Origin of the sequence: Curtobacterium sp. NPDC090217 (assembly GCF_044746705.1) — a bacterium.
Classification (GTDB): Bacteria; Actinomycetota; Actinomycetes; order Actinomycetales; family Microbacteriaceae; genus Curtobacterium.
Genome location: NZ_JBIVCR010000001.1, coordinates 998,076 through 1,017,333, shown reverse-complemented (window position 1 = coordinate 1,017,333; position 19,258 = coordinate 998,076). Strand labels below are relative to the sequence as shown.

Sequence of the window (19,258 nt, the reverse complement as noted above, 5' to 3'; positions counted from 1 at the left end):
GCGCTCAGCTGGTCTGGCGGAGACGGTCGCGCTCGGCCGCCGGCAGGTGCTCGGTCGCGGTCTCGAGCGCGCTCCGGCTGAGGAACCGCCCCTGTCGCTCGAGGAACGCGACGAGGGCCGGCTCGGACGCCCGCTTGCCGACCTCTCGAAGCACCCAGCCGAGGGCAGACTGCACGGTGTCCCCACGCTCCCGAACGAGTCGGCCGACCAATGCGAGCGGTACGTCCGCGTCGCCCTGCTTGGCGAACGCCAGCGTCGCGACCACCGCGATGCGCCTGACCCACGCGACGTCCGACTTCGCGAGCGCGAACAGTGGACCGGTCGAGCCGTCGAGCATCGGCGCGCCGACGAGCTCCTCGGCAGCGATGTCGACGAGTTCCACGCGGTCGATCCGCTCGGCGCGTGCCGCCGACAGGTACTCCTCGGTGAGTTCGGGATCGGCGCGCTCCCGCATCGCCTGCACGAGCAGCACGACGGCGACGAGCCGTGCGCCGGGGTCCTCGCTCCACAACAGCGCGGACCGTTCGCCCTCGTCGAGGTCCCGGTGCGCCCGAGCCACCCGCCGGGCACCCGCGACGTCGCCCGGCGTCTTCGCGAACGCGGCGAGGACGTCCTCGGCGGTGACCGTCACGCGACCTCTCCGACCTGCGGATCGGGCTTGCTCGCCTTCCTGAGTCCGCGTCGCAGCACGATCACCGCCACCACGACCAAGAACCCGGCGAACATCCACGTCCCGACCTGCGGGTCGACGACCCCTGCGATGAACGCCCCGATCGGCGAGCAGACCGCCGCCGTGATGCCCACCGTCAGTCCCACGCGGATGTCCACGACGCCACGGCGGAGGTTCGCCACCGTGCCGGAGACCGACGTCGGCACCATCGTGAGCAGCGACGTCCCCTTCGCGAGCAGGTCACCCGCGCCCAGTGCGAGTTCCATCCCGGGCACGATCACCACCCCGCCGCCGACACCGATCAGGCCGGAGAGGACGCCGGCCAGCAGCCCGATCCCGAGCAGCACGACCGCCTCGATCGGGCCGAAGTGCACGTCACCCTCACGGGTGGGCACGTTGGTGAACAGGGAGACGAGGACGACGACGATGAATCCGACGAAGATCCACGGGAGCCCCCGGAGCGGGATCGCCCGCAGGAGCCTGGAGCCGATGGGCGCTCCGACGACACTGCCGATCGCCAGGGTGAGTGCCGCGAGCCAGTGCACCTCGCCCTGCACGGCGTAGGTGATCGCACCGACGACCGCCGCGGGAGCGATCGCCACGAGGGAGCTCGCGGAGGCGCTGCGCTGATCCATGTGCAGGAAGGCCATGAGTGCGGGGACGACGATCACGCCGCCGCCGACACCGAACAGGCCGGAGAGCACCCCGGCGACGATCCCGATCGCGACGAGCACGGTCAGTTGCGCGGCGCGGGATCTCATCCCGTCCAGGGTACGGCCCGAGTCGGCGGCGGAGCTCTCAGTCGATGGGCCCGATCTGCGTCGCTAAGTCGATGCTCATCGCGCGCCGGCCTCAGCCCGCGTAGCGGTGTGTGGCCTCGCGGATCGTGGCGGCGTGGAGGTAGATGTCGTCGAGGTTCTCGATCGCGTGCTTCGTCTCGACCTTGTCCTCGTCGAACAGCCCGAGGTACTTCTGCTTCTTACCGTTGAACCAGAGGCGCGCGATCGGCTTGCGGTTGTTGTCGTCGAGCAGGATCGCGAAGTACGACTTCTGATCGCGGTGCGCGATCCGGTCGGGCTTGACCTCGCTGCAGGCGATCGCCTTGACGATCTGGTAGCCCTCGAGTTCTTCGAGGGTGGTCTCGATCTCGGTGTCCCGGTCGATGTCGTCTCGAGCGACGGACTCACTCGAAACCGCTTCTTCCGAAGCCTCGACGCTGACCGGTGCCGAGTAGGAAGCACCGAGCGCAGTCTTCAGACGATCGTTCACCTGCTCGTTGAGGTACTGCTTCGAGGCCTTCGCGACGAGTGCCGTGAACTGCACCTTCGCATCCTGCGTGAAGCGACCGTCGTAGACGCGGCTCGTGAACAGTCGGACGAAATCCTCTTCCGGCTCACGGAACTGTGCGGCGATCGCACGCTTGATCGAGCCGACGTACTTCAGCTCCTCGGCCGCGCTGATCACCGAGTCGAGGTCGAACACGTCCTTCGTGAGCTTCCGGAGCTCCGGCAGCAGCGTCTCGTCGATGTCCGCTAGGTCGAGGACGAGGAACGGACGGTCATCCATCTTGTTCGGCGCGTCGAGGTCCGTGTAGAAGTTGTAGACCTCGCCGTTGGTGAGGACGGCGATCCGAGCGTTCGTGACCGAGAAGTACCGGAAGAGCTGGGACGCGTGCTCGATCTTGAGTGGCTCCGTCGACTTCTTGCACTCGATGAGGATCTGCACCTCCCCGTCTCGCATGATCGCATAGTCGACCTTCTCGCCACGCTTGACGCCGACGTCGGCCGTGAACTCCGGCACCACCTCGAGCGGGTTGAACACGTCGTAGCCGAGGATCGTCGAGATGAACGGCATCACGAACGCGTTCTTGGTGGCTTCTTCGGTCTGGATCGCGTCTCGCTGGTTCTGCACCTTTGCGGCCAGCGCTGCGAGTCGTTCTTCGAACTCCATCGTCTCTCCCCTACATCAATGCGACCGTAGTTGAAGGACAGTCGACATCGAGAATCGCTCAGGACCCCAATTCGTGGGTCACGGCACCGACCGTAGCGTATGTGAAGTTCCAGTTGCATCGGGCGCTCGTGTCCACGTAGGCTGAGGTCACCCCCCGGGGTGCCACGTCAACGGCTAACCGGCCAGAAGCCCCTCTCCATCGAGAGGGGCTTCTGCATCTCCCAAGCGCTCGGCCGCCCGAAGGTGCCCAACTCGTCGACCACCCGCGCCGGGAACTGACTTCCGCGGAGCGCGCTCTGCTTGATGTACCGGATGTGGTCCGGCCTGACCTCGCGCAGACTCCGAGCTGGCGCAGACTCATTCGGCACGATGAGCCCGATCTCCTTCCGCGCGCGCTCCCGCACGATGCGGAGTGCGTCGACGAAGTCGGAGTCGTTCGACAACAAGAAGGACACGTCGAAGGTCCCTGCCATCGCGTCCGCGACCATGTGTGCAGCGAGCGACACGTCCGTCCCCTTCTCCTCGATCTTCCGCACCCGGACGCGCCGCGGCTCACCGGCATCGTCGAGCACGAGCGGCGAGACCGCCATCCATCGTTTGTCCGCCCGGAACGTCCCGAAGTGCAGCGACACCGACGGCAGCGTGGCGAGTGCCCTGAGGTACCGCTCCTGGTTCTGCGGAACGCGAGGGTCCTTCCCCTCGACGTGCCGGACCCGTGCCGTGAAGTACCGGATCTGTCCGACGTCGAACGTCGGGAGCAGCCGCGCACACAACAGCTCCAGGTCGAGCCACTTCAACTCGTCGCGACCCTGGAGAGCCCGTCGGAACAGGTTGAAGCCGTCGACGTAGACGGCGGCGGTCGGTCGCGAGCGAGAAGGGCGCATCTCGCCAGACTTGCGCGACCTCCGCCGCAGCAGACCACGCAGACGACACCGGTGGACAGCTGGTCGTTTTACACAATCGAAACGAAATGTATACAAGCGACGGCCAACACGTGTGATTGTATGCAATCAACCCCGATCCTGAGCGCGACCCCACAAGGGACGCCACGCACCTCCCCAGCATCAGGAACCGCATGTCCCCGATCAGCCCCCGACGACGACGCACGCTCATCGCGTTGCCCGCCGTCCTCATCGCCGCGACGCTCGCACTCACCGCCTGCGTCCCCGTCCAACGCTCGAAGGCCGGCGGCACCACCGCCGGCACCGTCACCACCGCCCCGATCGGCGACCAGCAGATCAAGGAGGGCGGTGACCTGGTGATGGCGCTCTCGGCAGAGCCCGACCGCCTCGACCCGACCACCTCGTCGTCGCTGTACACCCGGTACGTCATGGAGACGATGTGCCAGAAGCTCTACGACATCGACGCCGAGGGCACCCTCGTCCCGATGCTCGCGACGGAGCTCCCGACGGTGAGCGACGGCGGCAAGACCGTCACGTTCCCGGTGAAGACCGGCGTGCGGTTCGCCGACGGCACGCCGTTCGACGCCGACGCGGTCGTGACGACGCTCGAGCGGAACCTGACGAAGGCTGACTCCAGCCGGAAGAGCGAGCTCGGCCCGGTGTCCGATGTTGAGGCGGTCGACGACCACACCGTGCGGCTGCACTACGGGACCCCGTTCGCCCCGCTCACCGCGGCGCTCGCGGACCGCGCGGGCATGATCATGTCGCCGACGGCGCTCGCGGAGAAGGGCGACGACTTCGGCGACTCCCCGGTGTGCGTCGGCCCGTACAAGTTCGTGAAGCGCGTCCCGCAGACCTCGATCCAGGTCGAGAAGGACCCGGAGTACTACGACCCGTCGTCGGCGCACTTCGACACGATCACCTACCGGATCATCACCGACGCCAGCATCCGGGCGGCGAACCTCCGCTCCGGCGACGTCCAGGTGGCGGACACGATCTCCACGCAGGACGTCGACGACCTGCGGAAGCGCAAGGACCTGTCCATCCTGCGGACGGGTTCCCTCGGCTACCAGGGCATCACCGTGAACATCGGCAACCAGGACGGCGTCGGCACGGACCCGAAGCAGATCGACACCCCGCTGGCGAAGCGCGCGGACGTCCGCCGGGCCCTGTCGATGTCGATCAACCGCGCGGAGCTCGTGCAGAGCGTGTTCCACGGTTGGGCCGACGTCGCGTGCTCCCCCGTGCCGGACACGAGCGTGTTCGCCAGCACGGCGAGCAAGGCGTGCCCGGAGTACGACCCGGCCGCCGCGAAGAAGATCCTCGAGAAGGCGGGCGTCCAGCAGCCGTTCCCGATCGAGATGGAGGTGACGAACACCCCCGACACCGTGCGGTTCGCCCAGGCACTGCAGGCGCAGGCCCGCAGTGGCGGCTTCGCGATCACGATCACCCCGGTCGAGTACACGACACTGCTCGACGACCAGACCCGCGGCGACTTCCAGGCGCTGCAGCTCGGCTGGTCCGGCCGCGTCGACCCGCACGGCAACATCGGCGGCTTCCTGACGACGGGTGGCGGCAACAACTACGCCGGCTACAGCAACGCCGAGGTCGACGACCTCATCACCCGCGCCGCGCAGTCGACCGACGAGCAGGAGCGAGCCGACCTGTACGGCGAGATGACGAAGATCGTCCAACTCGACGACCCGATCATCTACCTCTACCGGACCCGGAGCATCACCGGCGTCGGGAACACGATCGCGGGCGTCTCGACGTACGCGGACGGCGTCGTGCGGCTGAGCAAGGCCGCGTTCGTGGAAGGAGCGACGAAGTGATCCGCTACGTCAGCACCCGCATCTGGCAGTCGGCGATCACGCTGGTGCTCGCGTCGATCGTCGTGTTCTTCGGGGTCCGACAGCTCCCGGGCGACCCGGCGCTCGCGCTCGCCGGCGAGGAAGCGAGCCCTGCGCGGCTCGCCGCGGTCCGGGCCCAGCTCGGCCTCGACGACTCGATCGTCGTGCAGTACTGGCGCTTCCTGGTGAACGCGTTCCAGGGCGACTTCGGCCGCTCGACCCGCACGGGCACCCCGGTGACCGAGCTCATCGGTTCGACGCTCCCGGTCACACTGTGGCTCGCGCTCTACGCCATCGTCGTCGCCGTGCTCGTCGGGGTCGCCCTCGGCACCCTGGCCGAGCGCTACCGCGGGCAGTGGCCGGAGTGGATGGCGAACGCCGCTGCGCTCGTCGGCCTCAGCGTCCCGAACTTCTGGCTCGGCATCCTGGCGATCGTGTGGCTCGCGGCAGGGCTCGGCTGGTTCCCGGCGTCCGGGTACGTCCCGATGACGTCGAACCCGCTCAGTGCGCTCTACCACCTGACCCTGCCGGCACTCATCCTCGGCACCTCGCTCGCGGCCGTGATCATGCGGCAGACCCGTGCGTCGATGATCGAGACGATGAAGACCGACTTCGTCCGGACCGCACGGGCGAAGGGGCTCGGCCGCGGCCGGGTGCTGTTCCGCTACGGCCTCCGCAACTCGATGATCGTGGTCGTCACGATCGTCGGGCTGCAGCTCGGCGGGCTCATCTCGGGCGCCGTCGTCACCGAGCGCATCTTCGCGCTCCCCGGGTTCGGCAAGCTGACGCTCGACTCGGTGTTCACCCGCGACTACCCGGTGATCCAGGCGGTCGTGCTCGTCATCACGGTCGGCTACGTCGTGATCAACCTGGCCGTGGACGTCCTGTACTCGGTCATCAACCCGAAGATCCGCGTGGGAGGCACCCGATGACCACCGTGACACCCACGTTCGACCTCGGCTCCAGCCGCGGCCGCGTCTGGAAGCAGGTCAGGGCGAACCGCCTCGGGCTCACCGGCGGCGTCATGCTCGCGGTCGTCGTGCTCGCCGCGCTGACCGCTCCGCTCGTCGCGCCGCACGACCCCACGCAGACGCACTTCGACCTGCCGTTCCAGGTGCCGTTCACCGTCGGCTTCGGCCTCGGCACCGACGACCTCGGTCGCGACATCCTGTCCCGCACGCTCTACGGCGTGCAGGTCTCACTCGTCGTCGGCGCACTCTCCGTGCTCGTCGCCGTCGTCGTCGGGACCCCGCTCGGGCTCCTCGCCGGCTACTGGAAGTGGCTCGACGCGATCATCTCGCGACTGACCGACGTCGCCCTGGCGTTCCCGTTCCTCATCATCGCGGTCGGACTCGCCGCGATCAGCGGCCCCAGCCTGTCGAACGCCGTCATCGCCATCGGCGTCTCGCACGTCCCGGCGATGATCCGCATCGTGCGCGGTGAGACGCTGCGCATCACGAGCGCCGACTTCGTGACGAGCGCGAAGACCCTCGACGCCGGTGGGGCCCGGATCATCGCGCAGCACGTCCTGCCGAACTGCGTCTCCGCGATCATCGTGCAGGCGACGGTGATCATGCCGGTCGCGGTGATCGGCGAAGCGCTGCTGTCGTTCCTCGGTCTGGGCATCCAGCCGCCGACCCCGAGCCTCGGCATCATGCTCTCGGACGCGCAGCAGTACCTCGGTCAGGCACCGTGGGCCGCAGTGGTCCCCGGCATCGCCATCGCCGTGATCTGCCTCGGCTTCAACCTGTTCGGGGACGCCCTGCGCGACGCCCTCGACCCGACCGCATCGGACCGCAAGTGAGCACCATGAGCACCAACCCCGCCTTCGTCCAGCCGACCGCCCACACCACACGTCCCGACCTGCAGGGCACGTTCGGCATGGCCGCCGCCACGCACTGGATCGCCACCGCGAGCGCGCAGGCCGTCCTGGAACGCGGCGGCAACGCCTTCGACGCCGCCGTCGCCGGCGCATTCGTCCTGCACGTCGTCGAACCGCACCTCAACGGTCCGGGCGGCGACATGACCGCCGTCTTCGCCACCGCCGACGACAAGACACCGACGGTGCTGGTCGGCCAGGGTCCGGCACCGGCGGGCGCCACCCCGGAACACTTCCGCGCGGAGGGCCTCGACCTGGTCCCCGGCGCCGGCGCACTCGCCGCCGCCGTCCCCGGCGCCGTCGACGCCTGGCTCATGCTCCTCCGAGACCACGGCACGTGGGAACTCGCCGACGTCCTCGCCTTCGCCATCGGCTACGCGCGCGACGGTCACCCGGTCGCGCCCCGCGTGGTCGCCACGATCGCGACGGTCCAGGACCTGTTCCGCGACCACTGGCCGTCCTCCGCTGCTCGGTGGCTGCCGGGAGGCTCGGTGCCGGTCCCCGGGACCGTCATCCGCAACGAGACGTGGGCTGCGGTGCTCGACCGGCTCGTCGACGCCGGCTCCGCCCACACGGGCGGCAGCGTGGACGACCGGGTCGCCCGCATCGACGCTGCGCGCGATGCGTGGTCGAGCGGGTTCGTCGCGGAGGCGATCGACCGGTTCGTGCGCGCCCCGCACCGGCACGCCTCGGGCACCGACCACGCCGGCGTCATCCGCGCGAGCGACATGAGCGCGTTCCGGGCGTCCTACGAGCCCGCGACGACCGCCGAGTTCCGCGGGTACACGGTCGCGAAGACCGGCCCGTGGGGGCAGGGGCCCGCACTGCTGCAGACCCTGCGCTTGCTCGAGCCCTTCGACGACGCCCAGCTCGACCCGTCGACGGTCGACGGCGCACACACCATCGTCGAGGCGCAGAAGCTCGCCATGGCCGACCGCGAGGCGTACTACGGCGACCACGACGTCCCGATGGACGCACTGCTGAGCGACGCGTACACCGACGCCCGTCGCGCGCTGATCGGCGACCACGCGTCCCACGAGTTCCGCCCGGGGACGACCGCCGACGGCCCGAGCACGCTGCCGCCGCTCCGCGAGACGTACACACCGGGCGGCGAACCGATCGCCGGCATCGGCGAACCGACCGTCCCGGCACCCGTCGAAGACCGAGGTGAGCCGATCGTGATGGCGACCGGCGAGACCCGCGGCGACACGGTCCACATCGACGTCGTCGACCGCTGGGGCAACATCATCAGCGCGACACCGTCCGGCGGCTGGCTGCAGTCCTCCCCGACGATCCCCGAGCTCGGGTTCTGCCTCGGCACCCGCATGCAGATGACCTGGCTCGAGGAGGGCACCGCGTCGACGCTCCGCCCCGGCGAGCGCCCTCGCACGACACTGACCCCGACGCTCGTGCTCCGTGACGGCGAGCCCGTCGTGGCGCTCGGCTCCCCGGGCGGCGACCAGCAGGACCAGTGGCAGCTGCTCTTCCTGCTCCGCACGATCGTCGGGGGTTACTCCCCGCAGCAGGCCATCGACGCGCCCGCGCTGCACACGACCTCGTTCCCCGGGTCGTTCTGGCCGCGGACCTGGACCCCGGGCGGCCTCGTCGTCGAGGACCGGCTCGGCGAGGACGTGATCGCCGGCCTCGAGGAACTCGGCCACGTCGTCACCCGAGCCGGCGAGTGGGCGCTCGGCCGCCTGTCGTGCGTGACGCGCGACCCCGAAACCGGCGTCATGGGCGCCGCAGCCAACCCGAGAGGAGCACAGGGACATGCCGCAGGACGCTGAGGACCGCACGATGCCCACCGGAGCCGACCCGAGCCTCCCGTCCGCCCCCTTGCTGACCATCCGCGACCTGCGCGTCGCGTTCGGCGGCACCGAGGTGCTGCACGGCGTCGACCTCGACGTCCGTCGCGGTGAGCGCGTCGCGATCGTCGGCCAGTCCGGATCCGGCAAGTCGACGTTGATCGCGGCGGTGCTCCGGCTGTTGCCCGGAGCCGGACGGATCACGGGGGGATCGATCCGCCTCGGCGACCTCGACGTCTCCGGCGCGGACGAGGCCACCATGCGCCCGGTCCGCGGCGGACGCATCGGACTCGTGCCGCAGGACCCGTCGACCAACCTCAACCCAGCGATGAAGGTCGGCGCGCAGATCGCCGACTCGCTCCGCGCCGGGGGGCTCCGCGGCCGCGCGGCGGTCCGGCAGCGCGTCGTGGAGCTCATGACCGAGGCCGGGATCCCGGAAGCCGCGCGACGGGCGGACCAGTACCCGCACGAGTTCTCCGGCGGCATGCGGCAGCGCATCCTCATCGCCATCGCGCTCGCCCGCCAGCCGGAACTGCTCATCGCCGACGAGCCGACCAGCGCGCTCGACGTGACGGTGCAGCGGCAGATCCTCGACCACCTGCAGACGCTGGTGGACCAGCACGGCACCACGCTGCTCTTCGTGACGCACGACCTCGGGGTCGCGGCGGACCGGACCGATCGCGTCGTCGTGATGCTCGACGGTGCGATCGTCGAGCAGGGCGCGCCGGAGGACATCCTCCGGAACCCGCAGCACGAGTACACGAAGCGGCTCATCGCGGCGGCACCCGCGCTGACGGGCGTCGCCCCGGAGCCGGTGGCCGCCGGTGAACCGATCCTCGTCGTGTCGGACCTGGTGAAGGAGTACAAGCTGCGCGGGCGCGGGGCCGGGACCCTCCGCGCGTCCGACGGCGTCTCGTTCACCGTCCGACGCGGCACCACCACCGCGGTCGTCGGGGAGTCCGGGTCGGGCAAGACGACGGTCGCCAGGATCGTCCTGGGGCTCGAGACACCGACGTCGGGCAGTGCGCTCGTCGACGGGCTCTCGATCGGGACCGCGCGCGGTGCCGAACGGCGGAGCGTCCGTCGTCGGGTGCAGCCGGTGTTCCAGGACCCGTACGGTTCCCTCGACCCGACGTCGACGATCGAGCGGATCATCGACGAGCCCCTGCGCGTGTTCGGAATCGGCGACCGGGCGTCCCGCACCGAGCGGGTCGCGACGCTGCTCGACCAGGTCGCCCTGCCGCGCACGGTCGCGCAGCTCCGCCCGAACGAGTTGTCCGGCGGCCAGCGGCAGCGCGTCGCGATCGCCCGTGCGCTCGCACTCGAGCCGGAGCTGCTCATCCTCGACGAGGCGGTCTCCGCGCTCGACGTCCTCGTGCAGGAGCAGATCCTGGCGCTGCTCGACGATCTGCAGGACCGTCTTGGTCTGAGCTACCTGTTCATCACCCACGACCTCGGAGTGGTCAGGCGCATCGCGGACGACGTCGTGGTGATGCGCCGTGGGAAGGTCGTGGAGCACGGGTCGGTCGCGCAGGTGTTCGACGCCCCCGCCGAGCAGTACACGCGGGACCTGCTCGACGCGATCCCCGGTCGGGCACTGGCGGAGCACGCCGCGTGACACGCCCGCCGTGGGCGGTCGTCCGCGTGAGACGATCGTGACCGTGCTGAACGGTACCGGCGTCCTCGACGCGATCCGCCGCGACATCGTCGCCGGCGCGCTCCTGCCCGGGACCCGGGTGACGGAGGCGTTCCTCGCGGAGCGGTACGGCGTCTCCCGGGTCCCGGTGCGCGAGGCGTTGCGCGGCCTCGAGGGCGAGGGCTTCGTCGTGTCGCAGCCGAACGTGGGCTCCAGGATCGCGGCGATCCCGTTCGACGAGGCCGACGACCTGTTCGCCGTGCGGGAGTCGCTCGAGATCGCCACCGCCAGGCGTGCGGCCACCCGGGCGCGCACGCTCTTCGACGGTGACGCCCCGCCCGAGGACTGGTGGCGGATCCGGCGCGAGCTCGGCGCGATCCTGGACGCCGGTGACGACGCGGTCGAGCGGGACGAACTCGACCTGCTCGTCGACCTCAACGACCGCTTCCACTTCCTGGTCGCCGAACTCTCCGGCAGCGCGACGCTCGCGACGCTGCTCCGGCAGTTGTCCCGGAAGATCGAGTGGTTGTACGCAACGGACACGTTCTCCCGTGGCAAGCGGCTGTGGCCCGAGCACCGACGCATCCTCGCGGCGATCGACGCCGGCGACGTGGACGCGGCGGCGGAGCGGATGGGGTGGCACGTCCGCGAGAGCCGGATCGGGTACGCGGCGCGGTCGTCGCCCGACCGCGCCGAGGCCCTGCGGTCAGCAGGCCCGGCGATCTGAATGTGATACTGCAGTTGCGGGCGGCGACCAGTCGGGTTACGCTCGTCCCGCAACCCGGGGTGCCGCAAACGGCTAACCGGCGCGGGGCCCTGTTCTACGGAACGGGGCCCCTGCTTCTCTCCAGGCCTTCGGGCGCGAGAACCCGCCGAGCTCGTCGACGATCCGGTCGGGGAACTGACTTTCCCGCAGATTTCCTTCCCGAACGACACGGATCTCGTCCGGTTCGAGCCGGAGCAGCTCCCGCGCCGCCGCCCCCGCCGGAACGATGAGCCCGACCTGTCGACGGGCGCGTGATCGCACGAGCCGCAGTGCCTCCGCGAAATCGGAGTCGTTCGAGAGCAGGAAGTACGCGTCGACCAGGTCGTGCATCGCGTCGCACACCATGTGCGACGCGAGACTCACGTCCGTCCCCTTCTCCTCGATCTTCCGCACGCGGACCCGCCTCGGCTCTCCGGCGGCGTCGCGCTCGAGCGGGGACAGCGTCATCCAGCGCTTGTCCGCACGGAACGTCCCGAAGTGCAGTGAGACGGACGGCAGGGTGGCGAGGGCTCGGAGGTACGCCTCCTGGTTCTGCGGCCCGCTCGGGTTCCTCCCCTCGACATGACGCACCCTCGCCGTGAAGTAGCGGATCTGACCGATGTCGTAGGTCGGCAGCAGGTGGCCGCAGAGCAGTTCGAGGTCGAGCCACTTGAGGTCACCACGGCCATGGAGGGCACGGCGGAAGAGGTTGAAGCCGTCGACGTACACGGCAGCCGTGGGCTTGCCGGCAGCGGAGGTCAGAGTGGGCATCCGCCGATGATCGGGGATCGAGCGCGCAGCCGCCGAACATCTCACATGTGCAGAGCTCGCGCGACCTACCGGAAGCGCAGCACCGTCAGCGGGTCCTGCAGCGTCCCGCTCACCCGTGTCTCGACGTGCACGTGCGGCCCCGTCGACTGCCCGGTGTTCCCCGACTTCGCGATCTCCTGCTCGGCGCCGACGACCTGCCCCGTGGAGACCTCGATCACGCTGAGGTGCGCCGTGAGCACCGTGGTCACGCCGTAGGTCACCACGACGTAGTTGCCGTAGGACGGGTCGTTCGCGACGGTCTTCGTCACCGTCCCCGGTCCGGACGAGTACACCGGCGTCCCGGTCTTCACCGCGGCGTCGGTCCCCTGGTGGTAGCGCGGCACGTGCCCGGCGCCCCGGTCGTCACCGTAGCGGCCGCTGATGGTGCTGCTCACGACGGGCCACAGCAGCGTGGTGACCGGCTTCGACGACCACGACCGGGTGCCCGCCTTGCCGTAGAGCACGACGTTGCCGTCGACCTGCACGAGCAGCTGTCCGCCTCCGGCACGGTAGGTGCGTGTCGACCAGATGGCCCGCCCGTCCGCGCGGTAGACGACGAGGTTGCCGTCGGTCTGCACCGCTGTCCACGCGCCCGGGTTCCGGTAGGTCTTCGTCGACCACGCAGCACGGCCGTTGACGTAGAGCACGAGGTTGCCGTCCGCCTGCATGGTCAGCACGCGGGCGGTGCTGGCGTCGGAGCGGAGCGTCGTGCCGGCCTTCAGGACGGTCCCGGCGGGGACGCGGTTCTGGAAGGCGGTGAGCTGCCAGCGGACGACGCCCGCGGTGTCGGTGGTGCGCATGGACCCGTCCGGCTCGACGGAGAACCCCTTCGACGCGTACCCGTTCGGCCCCCACTTGGCGAAGATGCCGCCGTTCATGGTCAGCACGAGGTACCCGTCCATCCGGGCGACCGCGACGGCGCCTGGCTTGTTCGCGGTGTTGGACGCCCAGAGGACCACGTTGCCGATGCCGTACTCGACGAGGTTGCCGTCGCCCTGCATCACCAGGCGGTACTGCCCGTTCGCCGAGGTCAGCGAGTCACCCGGGTAGAGCTTCGAGCCGGCCGGAAGCAGTCCCGTGTAGGTCGCCGCCTGCGCCGGTGCCGCCGTCACGACGATCCCGGCGAGGGCGATCGCCATCACGGTGACGGCCGTGACGGTCCTGGTCCAGATCCTGGTGCTGCGCATCGTTCCCCTGCTCCCGCGGAGGACGGCGCGGACCGCCGGTCCGGTGCGGACCGTTCGGCGACGCGCCCTGAACACGCCGCCGAACGATGCTCACAAGCGACGGGGTGCGCACACAGCCCCAGTACCGGGGGTGGTCCGGACCGGTTCCGTGTGCAGCAACCGTCAGGAGGGCAGCTGGAAGGACTCCTTCGGGGTCGCCAGCAGCGCCCAGCCATGCGCTGAGCCCGTCGACGGCGCCGGGACGGAGGCGGCACGTCCGCCACTGCCCCTGCCGTTCACGGGTGATGAGTCCGGCGCGTTCGAGCGCCCGCGAGCAGCATTCGTCAAGGCCTCAGCGGAACCGCGACGGCGGCACCCCGAACGCACGGGTGAACGCCGCGGTGAACGCGGCGGGTGTGGCGTAGCCGAGTCGGCCCGCGACGTCCGTCACGGACGTCGTGCGGAGGGCCGGGAGGCTCGCCAGCAGTCGCGCACGCACGCGCCACACCGCGGGCCCCACCCCCGTGGCCGCCCGGAACCGCCGGTCGAGCGTCCGACCACTCACGGAGGCCCGGCTCGCCCAGTCCGCGTTCGTCACGTGCACGTCGGGGTCGGCCAGGTACGCGCGGCACAGGTCGCGGAGGACGCCCTCCGCCGGCAGCCGGATGGACAGCGGGACGGGCGCCACGCGCTCGAGTTCGTGCAGCGCGAGGTCGAGCACCACGCCGTCACGGCCGTGCACGTCGAGGTCGAGCGGCAGGTCGAACGCCGCGCGGAGGAGTTCACGCAGGAGCGGCCCGACCTCGACGACCGTGCACGAGGTCGGCCACCACGGCACCGCGTCCGGCTCGATGTAGAGGCTCCACGTGGTGACGTCGAGCATCCTGACCTCGTGCTCGACCCCCGGAGGGATCAGCACGGCACGGTCGGTCGGCACCGTCCACGACCCCTCGTCCGTCTCGACGAGCATCGTCCCGCTGGCCCCGTAGAGCACCTGAGCACGTCGGTGCGCGTGCCGGGCGAGCAGGAAGTCGGGCGGGTACTCGGTCCCGATCGGCAGGACGTTGAGCGGCAGGTGGTCGTGGTCCTCGACCCGGACGTTGCGCACTCCGCAAGGCTAACCCTCGAAGGTCTGCGACGGACCATCGATTGCTCGCCGCGACGGTCGGCGCTGGACTGGATGCCATGACGTTCTTCGTGCTCGCGCTCATCGGGGTCCTCGTCGGGCTGACAACCGTGTTGTTCGGCTTCGGCGGCGGATTCGTGACGGTCCCGATCATCACCGTCGCCGATGCCGCACTCGGAGGCGATGCGGTCCGCGTGGCGACGGCGACCTCCGCGCTCGTGATGCTCGTGAACGCCGCAGTGGCGACGGCATCCACGAAGCGCGTCGTCCTCCGGGGACTCCGCGGACGCACCGAACTCTTCGCGCTGCTCGTCCTCGGGGGTGCGGTCGGCGCGGCAGCCGCTCGGTTCGCGCCCGATGCGCTCCTGCGGTGGGGCTTCGTCGCGTACGTCGGGGCCACCGTGGTCGACCTGCTCGTCCGCCCCGGGTTCTTCCGACGCAAGCGGGGTCCCCGGTCCCGACGTGAGCCGACCCTCGGGACGCGCCCCACGGCCGTGGTGTCCGGCAGCACGCCCGGCGGGAACGGCATGCGGACGGTGCTCGGCCTCCCGGTCGGCGCGGTCGCGGCGTTCCTGGGTGTCGGCGGCAGCGTCATGACCGTCCCGGTGATGCGCCGGGCCGGTGCGTCCATGCCGGTGGCGACCGCCCTGGCGAACCCACTGACGCTCGCGATCGCCGCACCGGCGGTCCTCGTCACCCTGCTCGTACATGGGCAGGCACCCGACGCGACCGGCATGGTCGGCGCGGTCGACGTCCCGGCCGCCGTCGCGCTGCTGCTCGGCGCGATGCCGGTGATCGTGCTGCTCCGCCGACGTCCGCCGCGCATCCCCGAAGCGGTGCACGCGTGGGGCTACGTCGTGCTGCTCGGTGCCGCGGGCGTCGCCGTCGCCGTGTCCTGAGACTCGGGCGGCAACGTGGCGCTCGGCTTGTACGCGTCCCACAGGGTCCGGTCGAACCGCACACCAGCCGCACGAGGCCGACGCACGACCATCGCACTCACCACGAGCCACCCGATCGGCCCGGTGAACGCGAGCAGCAGCACCCACAGCCCGGTGTGGTCCCGATCATGCAGCCGCCGCACCAGCAGGGTCCAGCGCGGGATCGCCGTCACCGCGACCCAGGCGATCACCGGGAGGTCCCACGCCCTCGGTGGGACGTCCGCCCCGTCGCCGTAGCCCCACCACCAGTTCCCACTCCCCCAGAGGTGGAAGTACACGGCAGGGGACGGCATGATCCCGAACGGGTCGGCGTACCAGGTCCAGCGCCACGGCGTCCCCGACCACACCGGGATCCCGACCGCGAGCACCACGACGATCAGCTCGAACACCATCGGCCAGGCGAACTCGGACCGGCTCGCCCGACCGGAGAACCGCCAGCCCTGTGTCCAGAACCGGGCCCAGGCGACGAGCGGTCCCACGTCACGCTGCGGACCGCGGGCGAGCGCCTGCTGCCGGAACGTCCCTCGATCCCCCATGCGCTCGACCCTACCGACCTGCGTCTTCGCCGGGAACCCCTTGCGAGAACGTGCGTTCTCCGATTGACTCGGCTCCGTGGCTCCCGCTCGGGACCGCACCCCACACGAAAGGAGCGGCCATGCCCACGCGCACCGCACGCACCGCCTGGAACGGCGCACTCGAGGACGGCTCCGGCCAGGTCGAACTCTCCAGCTCGAAGGTCGGCACGTACGACGTCTCGTTCCCGAAGCGCGCCGCCGAGGACGCCGACGGCACGACCAGCCCCGAGGAACTCATCGCCGCAGCGCACTCCGCCTGCTACGCGATGCAGTTCTCCGCCGTGCTCGGCGAGGCCGGCGGCACCGTCGAGGCCCTCGACGTCAAGGCCGACGTCTCGCTCGGCCCGGACTCGGCCGGCGGGTTCAAGCTCACCGGCATCGCCCTCACGGTGAGCGGCGAGGTGTCCGGCATCGACGAGGCGACCTTCCTCAAGGCGGCAGAGGACGCCAAGGCGACCTGCCCCGTCAGCAAGGCGCTCACCGGAGTCGACATCACCCTGAACGCGACGTTCGAGCAGTAGTCGGCACCACCTGACGGACTGGCGCGCCCCGCTCAGCGGCAACGCGAAGCGTTGCGCGGGGCGCGCCGACCGCGCCTGCGAGGGAGGGGTGGCGAACCCGCCACGGGCCTCCCGTCCGTCTCCTGGCTACGCTCGGAGCCGTGATCAGACGGACCTGGACCCACCTGACCCTGTGGCTCGGCCTGCTGGCCGTCATCGGCGGTGCCCTGCTCGTCGCCACCACGCCGAGGGCGTCCTTCGGCTGGTTCGCCTACGCACCGCTGAGTGACTACGCCTTCGTCGCCGGACCGCCGAGCTGGCAGACGCTGCTCGGGTACGCACTGGTGGTCCTCGGGCTCGTCTCGGCGGCCTTCGCCGCCGGACGACTCAGCGTGCGCCGCCGCTGACCGAGCGACTCACCGCCCGTCCGCGACGCGGAGCCGGGCATCGGCTGCGGCGAGCCCGGCGCGCATGCGCTCGGCCTCGCCGTCCGGCCAGCCGCCCGAGCTCGCGAGCGGCAGCTCGGTCATGTACCGGCGACGCTCCTCGGGGAACGCGCGGACGACGCGATCGGGGTCCTCGAGCACGGTGCGGTACAGGTTCGGCCCGTCGGCGTAGTAGAGGTCGGTGACCACCAGCCGACCGTCAGCACCGCGCATCACGTTCGCCGGGTTGTCGTCGAGCGGGCCCCACCACGGCTGCTCGTCTGCTCCCTGCGCGTGCACAGCCCGGATGTGCCCGACGAGCGCCGCGACCTCGGGATCCCCGGCTGCGAGCGATCGGTGGAACGCCGCGGCCTCGGGTTCCGCGACCGGCTCCAGGGCTTCCATCAGGGTGAGGTCCCCACCGCCGTCGAGGACCCGGTGCCCGAACAACGCGGGCACCTGCCGGGTGTCCCACGCCACCCGGTAGAGCGCTGCCGAGTACGGCGCGGCGGGGTCGAACGGACTGATCCGTGCGACGGACCGGCCGTCGGGCGCGCGGAGGGCCCAAGCCCAGTCACCGGTGCCGCAGCCGGTCCAGCCAGAGGCTCGGAGGACCCGATCGGCGTCGTGGTGCGTGGCACCGTCGGGCAGCACGTCGAGGACCGTCGCCCAGGGATCTCCGTCGGTGGTCGCCATGGGCAGCCCGGTAGTCGTGGCGTTCAGCAGACGTCCGGACTCGGGTGGACGTGGCAGGCACAATGGACCGATGGCCGAACCGCTCCTCCCCGGCGCGCGGCCTGGTCGTCCGCACCGCCCGCGTGCCCGCAGCGTCGCCCAGCACGACCTCCGCGACATCCGCGCCCGGCTCCGCGGCACCATCTACGAGCACGTCGCGCCGGACACCCGGTCGCGGCGCGAGCAGTACTCCGCGCAGCAGATCGTCGACTTCTGTCTCGACCTCGCCGAGGTGATGCTGGCCTCGGGCGCCGACACCCGCAGCGTCGAGATCGCCCTGGTGGCCGTCGCGACCAAGTGGAACCTCGCACCCCTCGAACTCGACTTCACGGGCAGCTCGGTGACGATCCAGTACGCGCCGTCGGACGCGCCGATGCTCGTCAAGATGCGGACGGTGAGCTCGGACGGCTCCGACCTGAACCGGCTCGCGTGGGCGAACCAGATCGTCGACGACGTCATCCACGACGAGCGGGACATGTCGTCGGCGGTGAGCGCGCTCGTCGCCGTGCTGCGGATGCCCTCCCGGTGGCCGATGTGGACCGCCGACGTCGGCCTGTCCATCCTGGGCACGTCGATCGCGATGCAGGCCGGCGGGGGCTGGCGCGCGGGCATCGGGGCGTTCGTGCTCATGCTCGGCATCATCGTCTCCGGGCGCTGGCTGACGGGCAGGGGCTACCCCCAGTTCTTCGTCTCCGGTGCGCAGGGGGCGGTGGTGTCCGTGATCGGCACCCTGGCGATCGGCATCGGGATCCTGCACCCGGCCGGCGCCGCGACGATGGTGGCGGCCCTCGTGGTGCTGCTCCTGCCCCACGTGTCGCTCGTCACTTGGGCGCAGGACGCGATCTCCGGTTTCCGGGCGATGGCCGTCGCCCGCGCGTTCTACATCGGGCTGGTCATCGCGGCGATCGTGGTCGGGGTCCCGGCGGGCATCGCGCTGACGAAGTGGCTCCACCTCGAGGTCGACCCGTCCGGCATCGTCACCCAGGCGCTGCCGCTGTGGGCCTCGCTCGCGCTGACGGTCGTGTCGGCGGGTGCGAACTGCTTCGTGCAGCAGGCCAGCGCCCGGGTGATCCCGGTCGCGGTGGTGTTCTCGGTCGCGGCCGCGGCGTCGCTGTGGGGGCTGCGCCAGCTCGGGCTCCCGCTGCTCGGCGCGACGTTCATCGCCGCCGTGCTCCTCGGCGTCCTCTCCACGTACGCCGCCGTCCGGATGCGCACCGCGGTCGCGGCGATCGCGGTCCCGGCGTTCTGCGGCGCGCTCCTGCCCGGTGTCGCAGTGTCGAACGCGCTCCTGAACTTCATGTCGGGGTCGTCGAGCGCCGCGCTCGACTTCGTCGCCGCGGTCTCGGTCGCACTCGGGATCGGCGCGGGGCTCGTGCTCGGCGGCCTGTTCGCGACCCCGGGGGCTCGACGTGCGCTCCGGCGGACCCGGCGCGTGGTGGTGCACTCGGTGCACAACGACACGACGGCGATCCCGGTGCTGCGCGACACGGGCTACGACCCGGGCAACGGCTCGGTCCCCCGCGGTTCCCGCACGCGGTGACCCAGG

Annotated in this window: 19 protein-coding genes; 10 read left to right on the top strand and 9 right to left on the bottom strand. The window is 70.7% G+C overall.

The features are described from left to right. Positions 1 to 4: 4 nt before the first annotated feature. From ACIPJ2_RS05165 to ACIPJ2_RS05150, 4 genes are all read right to left on the bottom strand, one after another. Positions 5 to 631, bottom strand: coding sequence for a DNA alkylation repair protein (locus tag ACIPJ2_RS05165; protein WP_402727855.1), 627 nt, complete (start codon positions 629 to 631; stop codon positions 5 to 7). Beyond that, a complete protein-coding gene (locus ACIPJ2_RS05160; RefSeq protein ID WP_402727854.1) occupies positions 628 to 1,431 on the bottom strand; it encodes a sulfite exporter TauE/SafE family protein in 804 nt (267 codons plus the stop codon). Before ACIPJ2_RS05160 ends, ACIPJ2_RS05165 begins: the two co-directional genes overlap by 4 nt. 91 nt (positions 1,432 to 1,522) lie before the next feature. Then, positions 1,523 to 2,620, bottom strand: coding sequence for a type I restriction endonuclease (locus tag ACIPJ2_RS05155; RefSeq protein ID WP_402727853.1), 1,098 nt, complete (start codon positions 2,618 to 2,620; stop codon positions 1,523 to 1,525). A gap of 167 nt (positions 2,621 to 2,787) precedes the next feature. Continuing rightward, positions 2,788 to 3,504 (bottom strand): NYN domain-containing protein, encoded by a 717-nt coding sequence (locus tag ACIPJ2_RS05150; protein WP_402727852.1) that lies wholly within the window; start codon positions 3,502 to 3,504, stop codon positions 2,788 to 2,790. 191 nt (positions 3,505 to 3,695) lie between these two features. Between ACIPJ2_RS05150 and ACIPJ2_RS05145 the strand changes: the two genes are divergently transcribed. The 6 genes from ACIPJ2_RS05145 to ACIPJ2_RS05120 are packed head-to-tail and all read left to right on the top strand — an operon-like array spanning position 3,696 to position 11,419. Beyond that, entirely contained in the window at positions 3,696 to 5,354 is a 1,659-nt protein-coding gene (locus ACIPJ2_RS05145) for an ABC transporter substrate-binding protein (RefSeq protein WP_402727851.1), read from the top strand. Beyond that, complete coding sequence (locus ACIPJ2_RS05140; RefSeq protein WP_281266614.1) at positions 5,351 to 6,304, top strand: ABC transporter permease; 954 nt, start codon at positions 5,351 to 5,353, stop codon at positions 6,302 to 6,304. The genes ACIPJ2_RS05145 and ACIPJ2_RS05140 overlap by 4 nt, the downstream gene beginning before the upstream one ends. Beyond that, the gene (locus ACIPJ2_RS05135; RefSeq protein ID WP_281266613.1) at positions 6,301 to 7,176 is read left to right on the top strand and encodes an ABC transporter permease; all 876 of its coding nucleotides are present in this window, start codon (positions 6,301 to 6,303) and stop codon (positions 7,174 to 7,176) included. Before ACIPJ2_RS05140 ends, ACIPJ2_RS05135 begins: the two co-directional genes overlap by 4 nt. A gap of 5 nt (positions 7,177 to 7,181) precedes the next feature. After that, entirely contained in the window at positions 7,182 to 9,038 is a 1,857-nt protein-coding gene (locus ACIPJ2_RS05130) for a gamma-glutamyltransferase family protein (protein ID WP_402727850.1), read from the top strand. 10 nt (positions 9,039 to 9,048) lie between these two features. Then, on the top strand, positions 9,049 to 10,674 hold the full coding sequence (locus ACIPJ2_RS05125) for a dipeptide ABC transporter ATP-binding protein (RefSeq protein WP_402728314.1): 1,626 nt from the start codon (positions 9,049 to 9,051) through the stop codon (positions 10,672 to 10,674). A gap of 43 nt (positions 10,675 to 10,717) precedes the next feature. Further along, a complete protein-coding gene (locus tag ACIPJ2_RS05120) occupies positions 10,718 to 11,419 on the top strand; it encodes a GntR family transcriptional regulator (RefSeq protein ID WP_402727849.1) in 702 nt (233 codons plus the stop codon). Positions 11,420 to 11,491: 72 nt separating this feature from the next. On the opposite strand, the gene ACIPJ2_RS05115 is transcribed toward ACIPJ2_RS05120, so the two are convergent. From ACIPJ2_RS05115 to ACIPJ2_RS05105, 3 genes are all read right to left on the bottom strand, one after another. Beyond that, a complete protein-coding gene (locus tag ACIPJ2_RS05115) occupies positions 11,492 to 12,208 on the bottom strand; it encodes an NYN domain-containing protein (RefSeq protein WP_402727848.1) in 717 nt (238 codons plus the stop codon). 65 nt (positions 12,209 to 12,273) lie between these two features. Then, positions 12,274 to 13,434 (bottom strand): peptidoglycan DD-metalloendopeptidase family protein, encoded by a 1,161-nt coding sequence (locus ACIPJ2_RS05110; protein ID WP_402727847.1) that lies wholly within the window; start codon positions 13,432 to 13,434, stop codon positions 12,274 to 12,276. A 331-nt stretch (positions 13,435 to 13,765) separates the two neighbouring features. Continuing rightward, complete coding sequence (locus ACIPJ2_RS05105; RefSeq protein WP_402727846.1) at positions 13,766 to 14,521, bottom strand: AraC family transcriptional regulator; 756 nt, start codon at positions 14,519 to 14,521, stop codon at positions 13,766 to 13,768. Positions 14,522 to 14,598: 77 nt separating this feature from the next. On the opposite strand from ACIPJ2_RS05105, the gene ACIPJ2_RS05100 reads away from it, so the two are divergent. After that, positions 14,599 to 15,438: a TSUP family transporter gene (locus ACIPJ2_RS05100; protein WP_402727845.1), complete on the top strand. Its 840-nt coding sequence runs from the start codon at positions 14,599 to 14,601 to the stop codon at positions 15,436 to 15,438. Here ACIPJ2_RS05100 and ACIPJ2_RS05095 read toward each other — a convergent pair. Beyond that, on the bottom strand, positions 15,390 to 16,013 hold the full coding sequence (locus tag ACIPJ2_RS05095; RefSeq protein WP_402727844.1) for a DUF805 domain-containing protein: 624 nt from the start codon (positions 16,011 to 16,013) through the stop codon (positions 15,390 to 15,392). The genes ACIPJ2_RS05100 and ACIPJ2_RS05095 overlap by 49 nt on opposite strands. A gap of 119 nt (positions 16,014 to 16,132) precedes the next feature. Here ACIPJ2_RS05095 and ACIPJ2_RS05090 point away from each other — a divergent pair, with 119 nt between their 5' ends. Together ACIPJ2_RS05090 and ACIPJ2_RS05085 are read left to right on the top strand one after the other, a co-directional pair. Then, complete coding sequence (locus ACIPJ2_RS05090) at positions 16,133 to 16,573, top strand: OsmC family peroxiredoxin (protein ID WP_402727843.1); 441 nt, start codon at positions 16,133 to 16,135, stop codon at positions 16,571 to 16,573. 140 nt (positions 16,574 to 16,713) lie between these two features. After that, on the top strand, positions 16,714 to 16,959 hold the full coding sequence (locus tag ACIPJ2_RS05085; RefSeq protein ID WP_402727842.1) for a hypothetical protein: 246 nt from the start codon (positions 16,714 to 16,716) through the stop codon (positions 16,957 to 16,959). Between the two features lie 9 nt (positions 16,960 to 16,968). Here ACIPJ2_RS05085 and ACIPJ2_RS05080 read toward each other — a convergent pair whose 3' ends face one another. Continuing rightward, positions 16,969 to 17,673, bottom strand: coding sequence for a hypothetical protein (locus ACIPJ2_RS05080; RefSeq protein ID WP_402727841.1), 705 nt, complete (start codon positions 17,671 to 17,673; stop codon positions 16,969 to 16,971). 70 nt (positions 17,674 to 17,743) lie between these two features. Between ACIPJ2_RS05080 and ACIPJ2_RS05075 the strand changes: the two genes are divergently transcribed. Continuing rightward, complete coding sequence (locus ACIPJ2_RS05075) at positions 17,744 to 19,252, top strand: threonine/serine exporter ThrE family protein (protein WP_402727840.1); 1,509 nt, start codon at positions 17,744 to 17,746, stop codon at positions 19,250 to 19,252. The last annotated feature ends 6 nt before the right edge of the window (positions 19,253 to 19,258 follow it).

Bases quoted from the DNA above. Each gene is read 5' to 3' on its own strand.
- ACIPJ2_RS05145 (WP_402727851.1), top strand. From the start codon at position 3,696: ATGTCCCCGATCAGCCCCCGACGACGACGCACGCTCATCGCGTTGCCC.
- ACIPJ2_RS05130 (WP_402727850.1), top strand. From the start codon at position 7,182: ATGAGCACCAACCCCGCCTTCGTCCAGCCGACCGCCCACACCACACGT.
- ACIPJ2_RS05075 (WP_402727840.1), top strand. From the start codon at position 17,744: ATGGCCGAACCGCTCCTCCCCGGCGCGCGGCCTGGTCGTCCGCACCGC.
- ACIPJ2_RS05080 (WP_402727841.1), bottom strand. From the start codon at position 17,673: ATGGCGACCACCGACGGAGATCCCTGGGCGACGGTCCTCGACGTGCTG.
- ACIPJ2_RS05090 (WP_402727843.1), top strand. From the start codon at position 16,133: ATGCCCACGCGCACCGCACGCACCGCCTGGAACGGCGCACTCGAGGAC.
- ACIPJ2_RS05110 (WP_402727847.1), bottom strand. From the start codon at position 13,434: ATGCGCAGCACCAGGATCTGGACCAGGACCGTCACGGCCGTCACCGTG.
- ACIPJ2_RS05150 (WP_402727852.1), bottom strand. From the start codon at position 3,504: ATGCGCCCTTCTCGCTCGCGACCGACCGCCGCCGTCTACGTCGACGGC.
- ACIPJ2_RS05125 (WP_402728314.1), top strand. From the start codon at position 9,049: ATGCCCACCGGAGCCGACCCGAGCCTCCCGTCCGCCCCCTTGCTGACC.
- ACIPJ2_RS05115 (WP_402727848.1), bottom strand. From the start codon at position 12,208: ATGCCCACTCTGACCTCCGCTGCCGGCAAGCCCACGGCTGCCGTGTAC.
- ACIPJ2_RS05155 (WP_402727853.1), bottom strand. From the start codon at position 2,620: ATGGAGTTCGAAGAACGACTCGCAGCGCTGGCCGCAAAGGTGCAGAAC.
- ACIPJ2_RS05160 (WP_402727854.1), bottom strand. From the start codon at position 1,431: ATGAGATCCCGCGCCGCGCAACTGACCGTGCTCGTCGCGATCGGGATC.
- ACIPJ2_RS05100 (WP_402727845.1), top strand. From the start codon at position 14,599: ATGACGTTCTTCGTGCTCGCGCTCATCGGGGTCCTCGTCGGGCTGACA.
- ACIPJ2_RS05095 (WP_402727844.1), bottom strand. From the start codon at position 16,013: ATGGGGGATCGAGGGACGTTCCGGCAGCAGGCGCTCGCCCGCGGTCCG.
- ACIPJ2_RS05135 (WP_281266613.1), top strand. From the start codon at position 6,301: ATGACCACCGTGACACCCACGTTCGACCTCGGCTCCAGCCGCGGCCGC.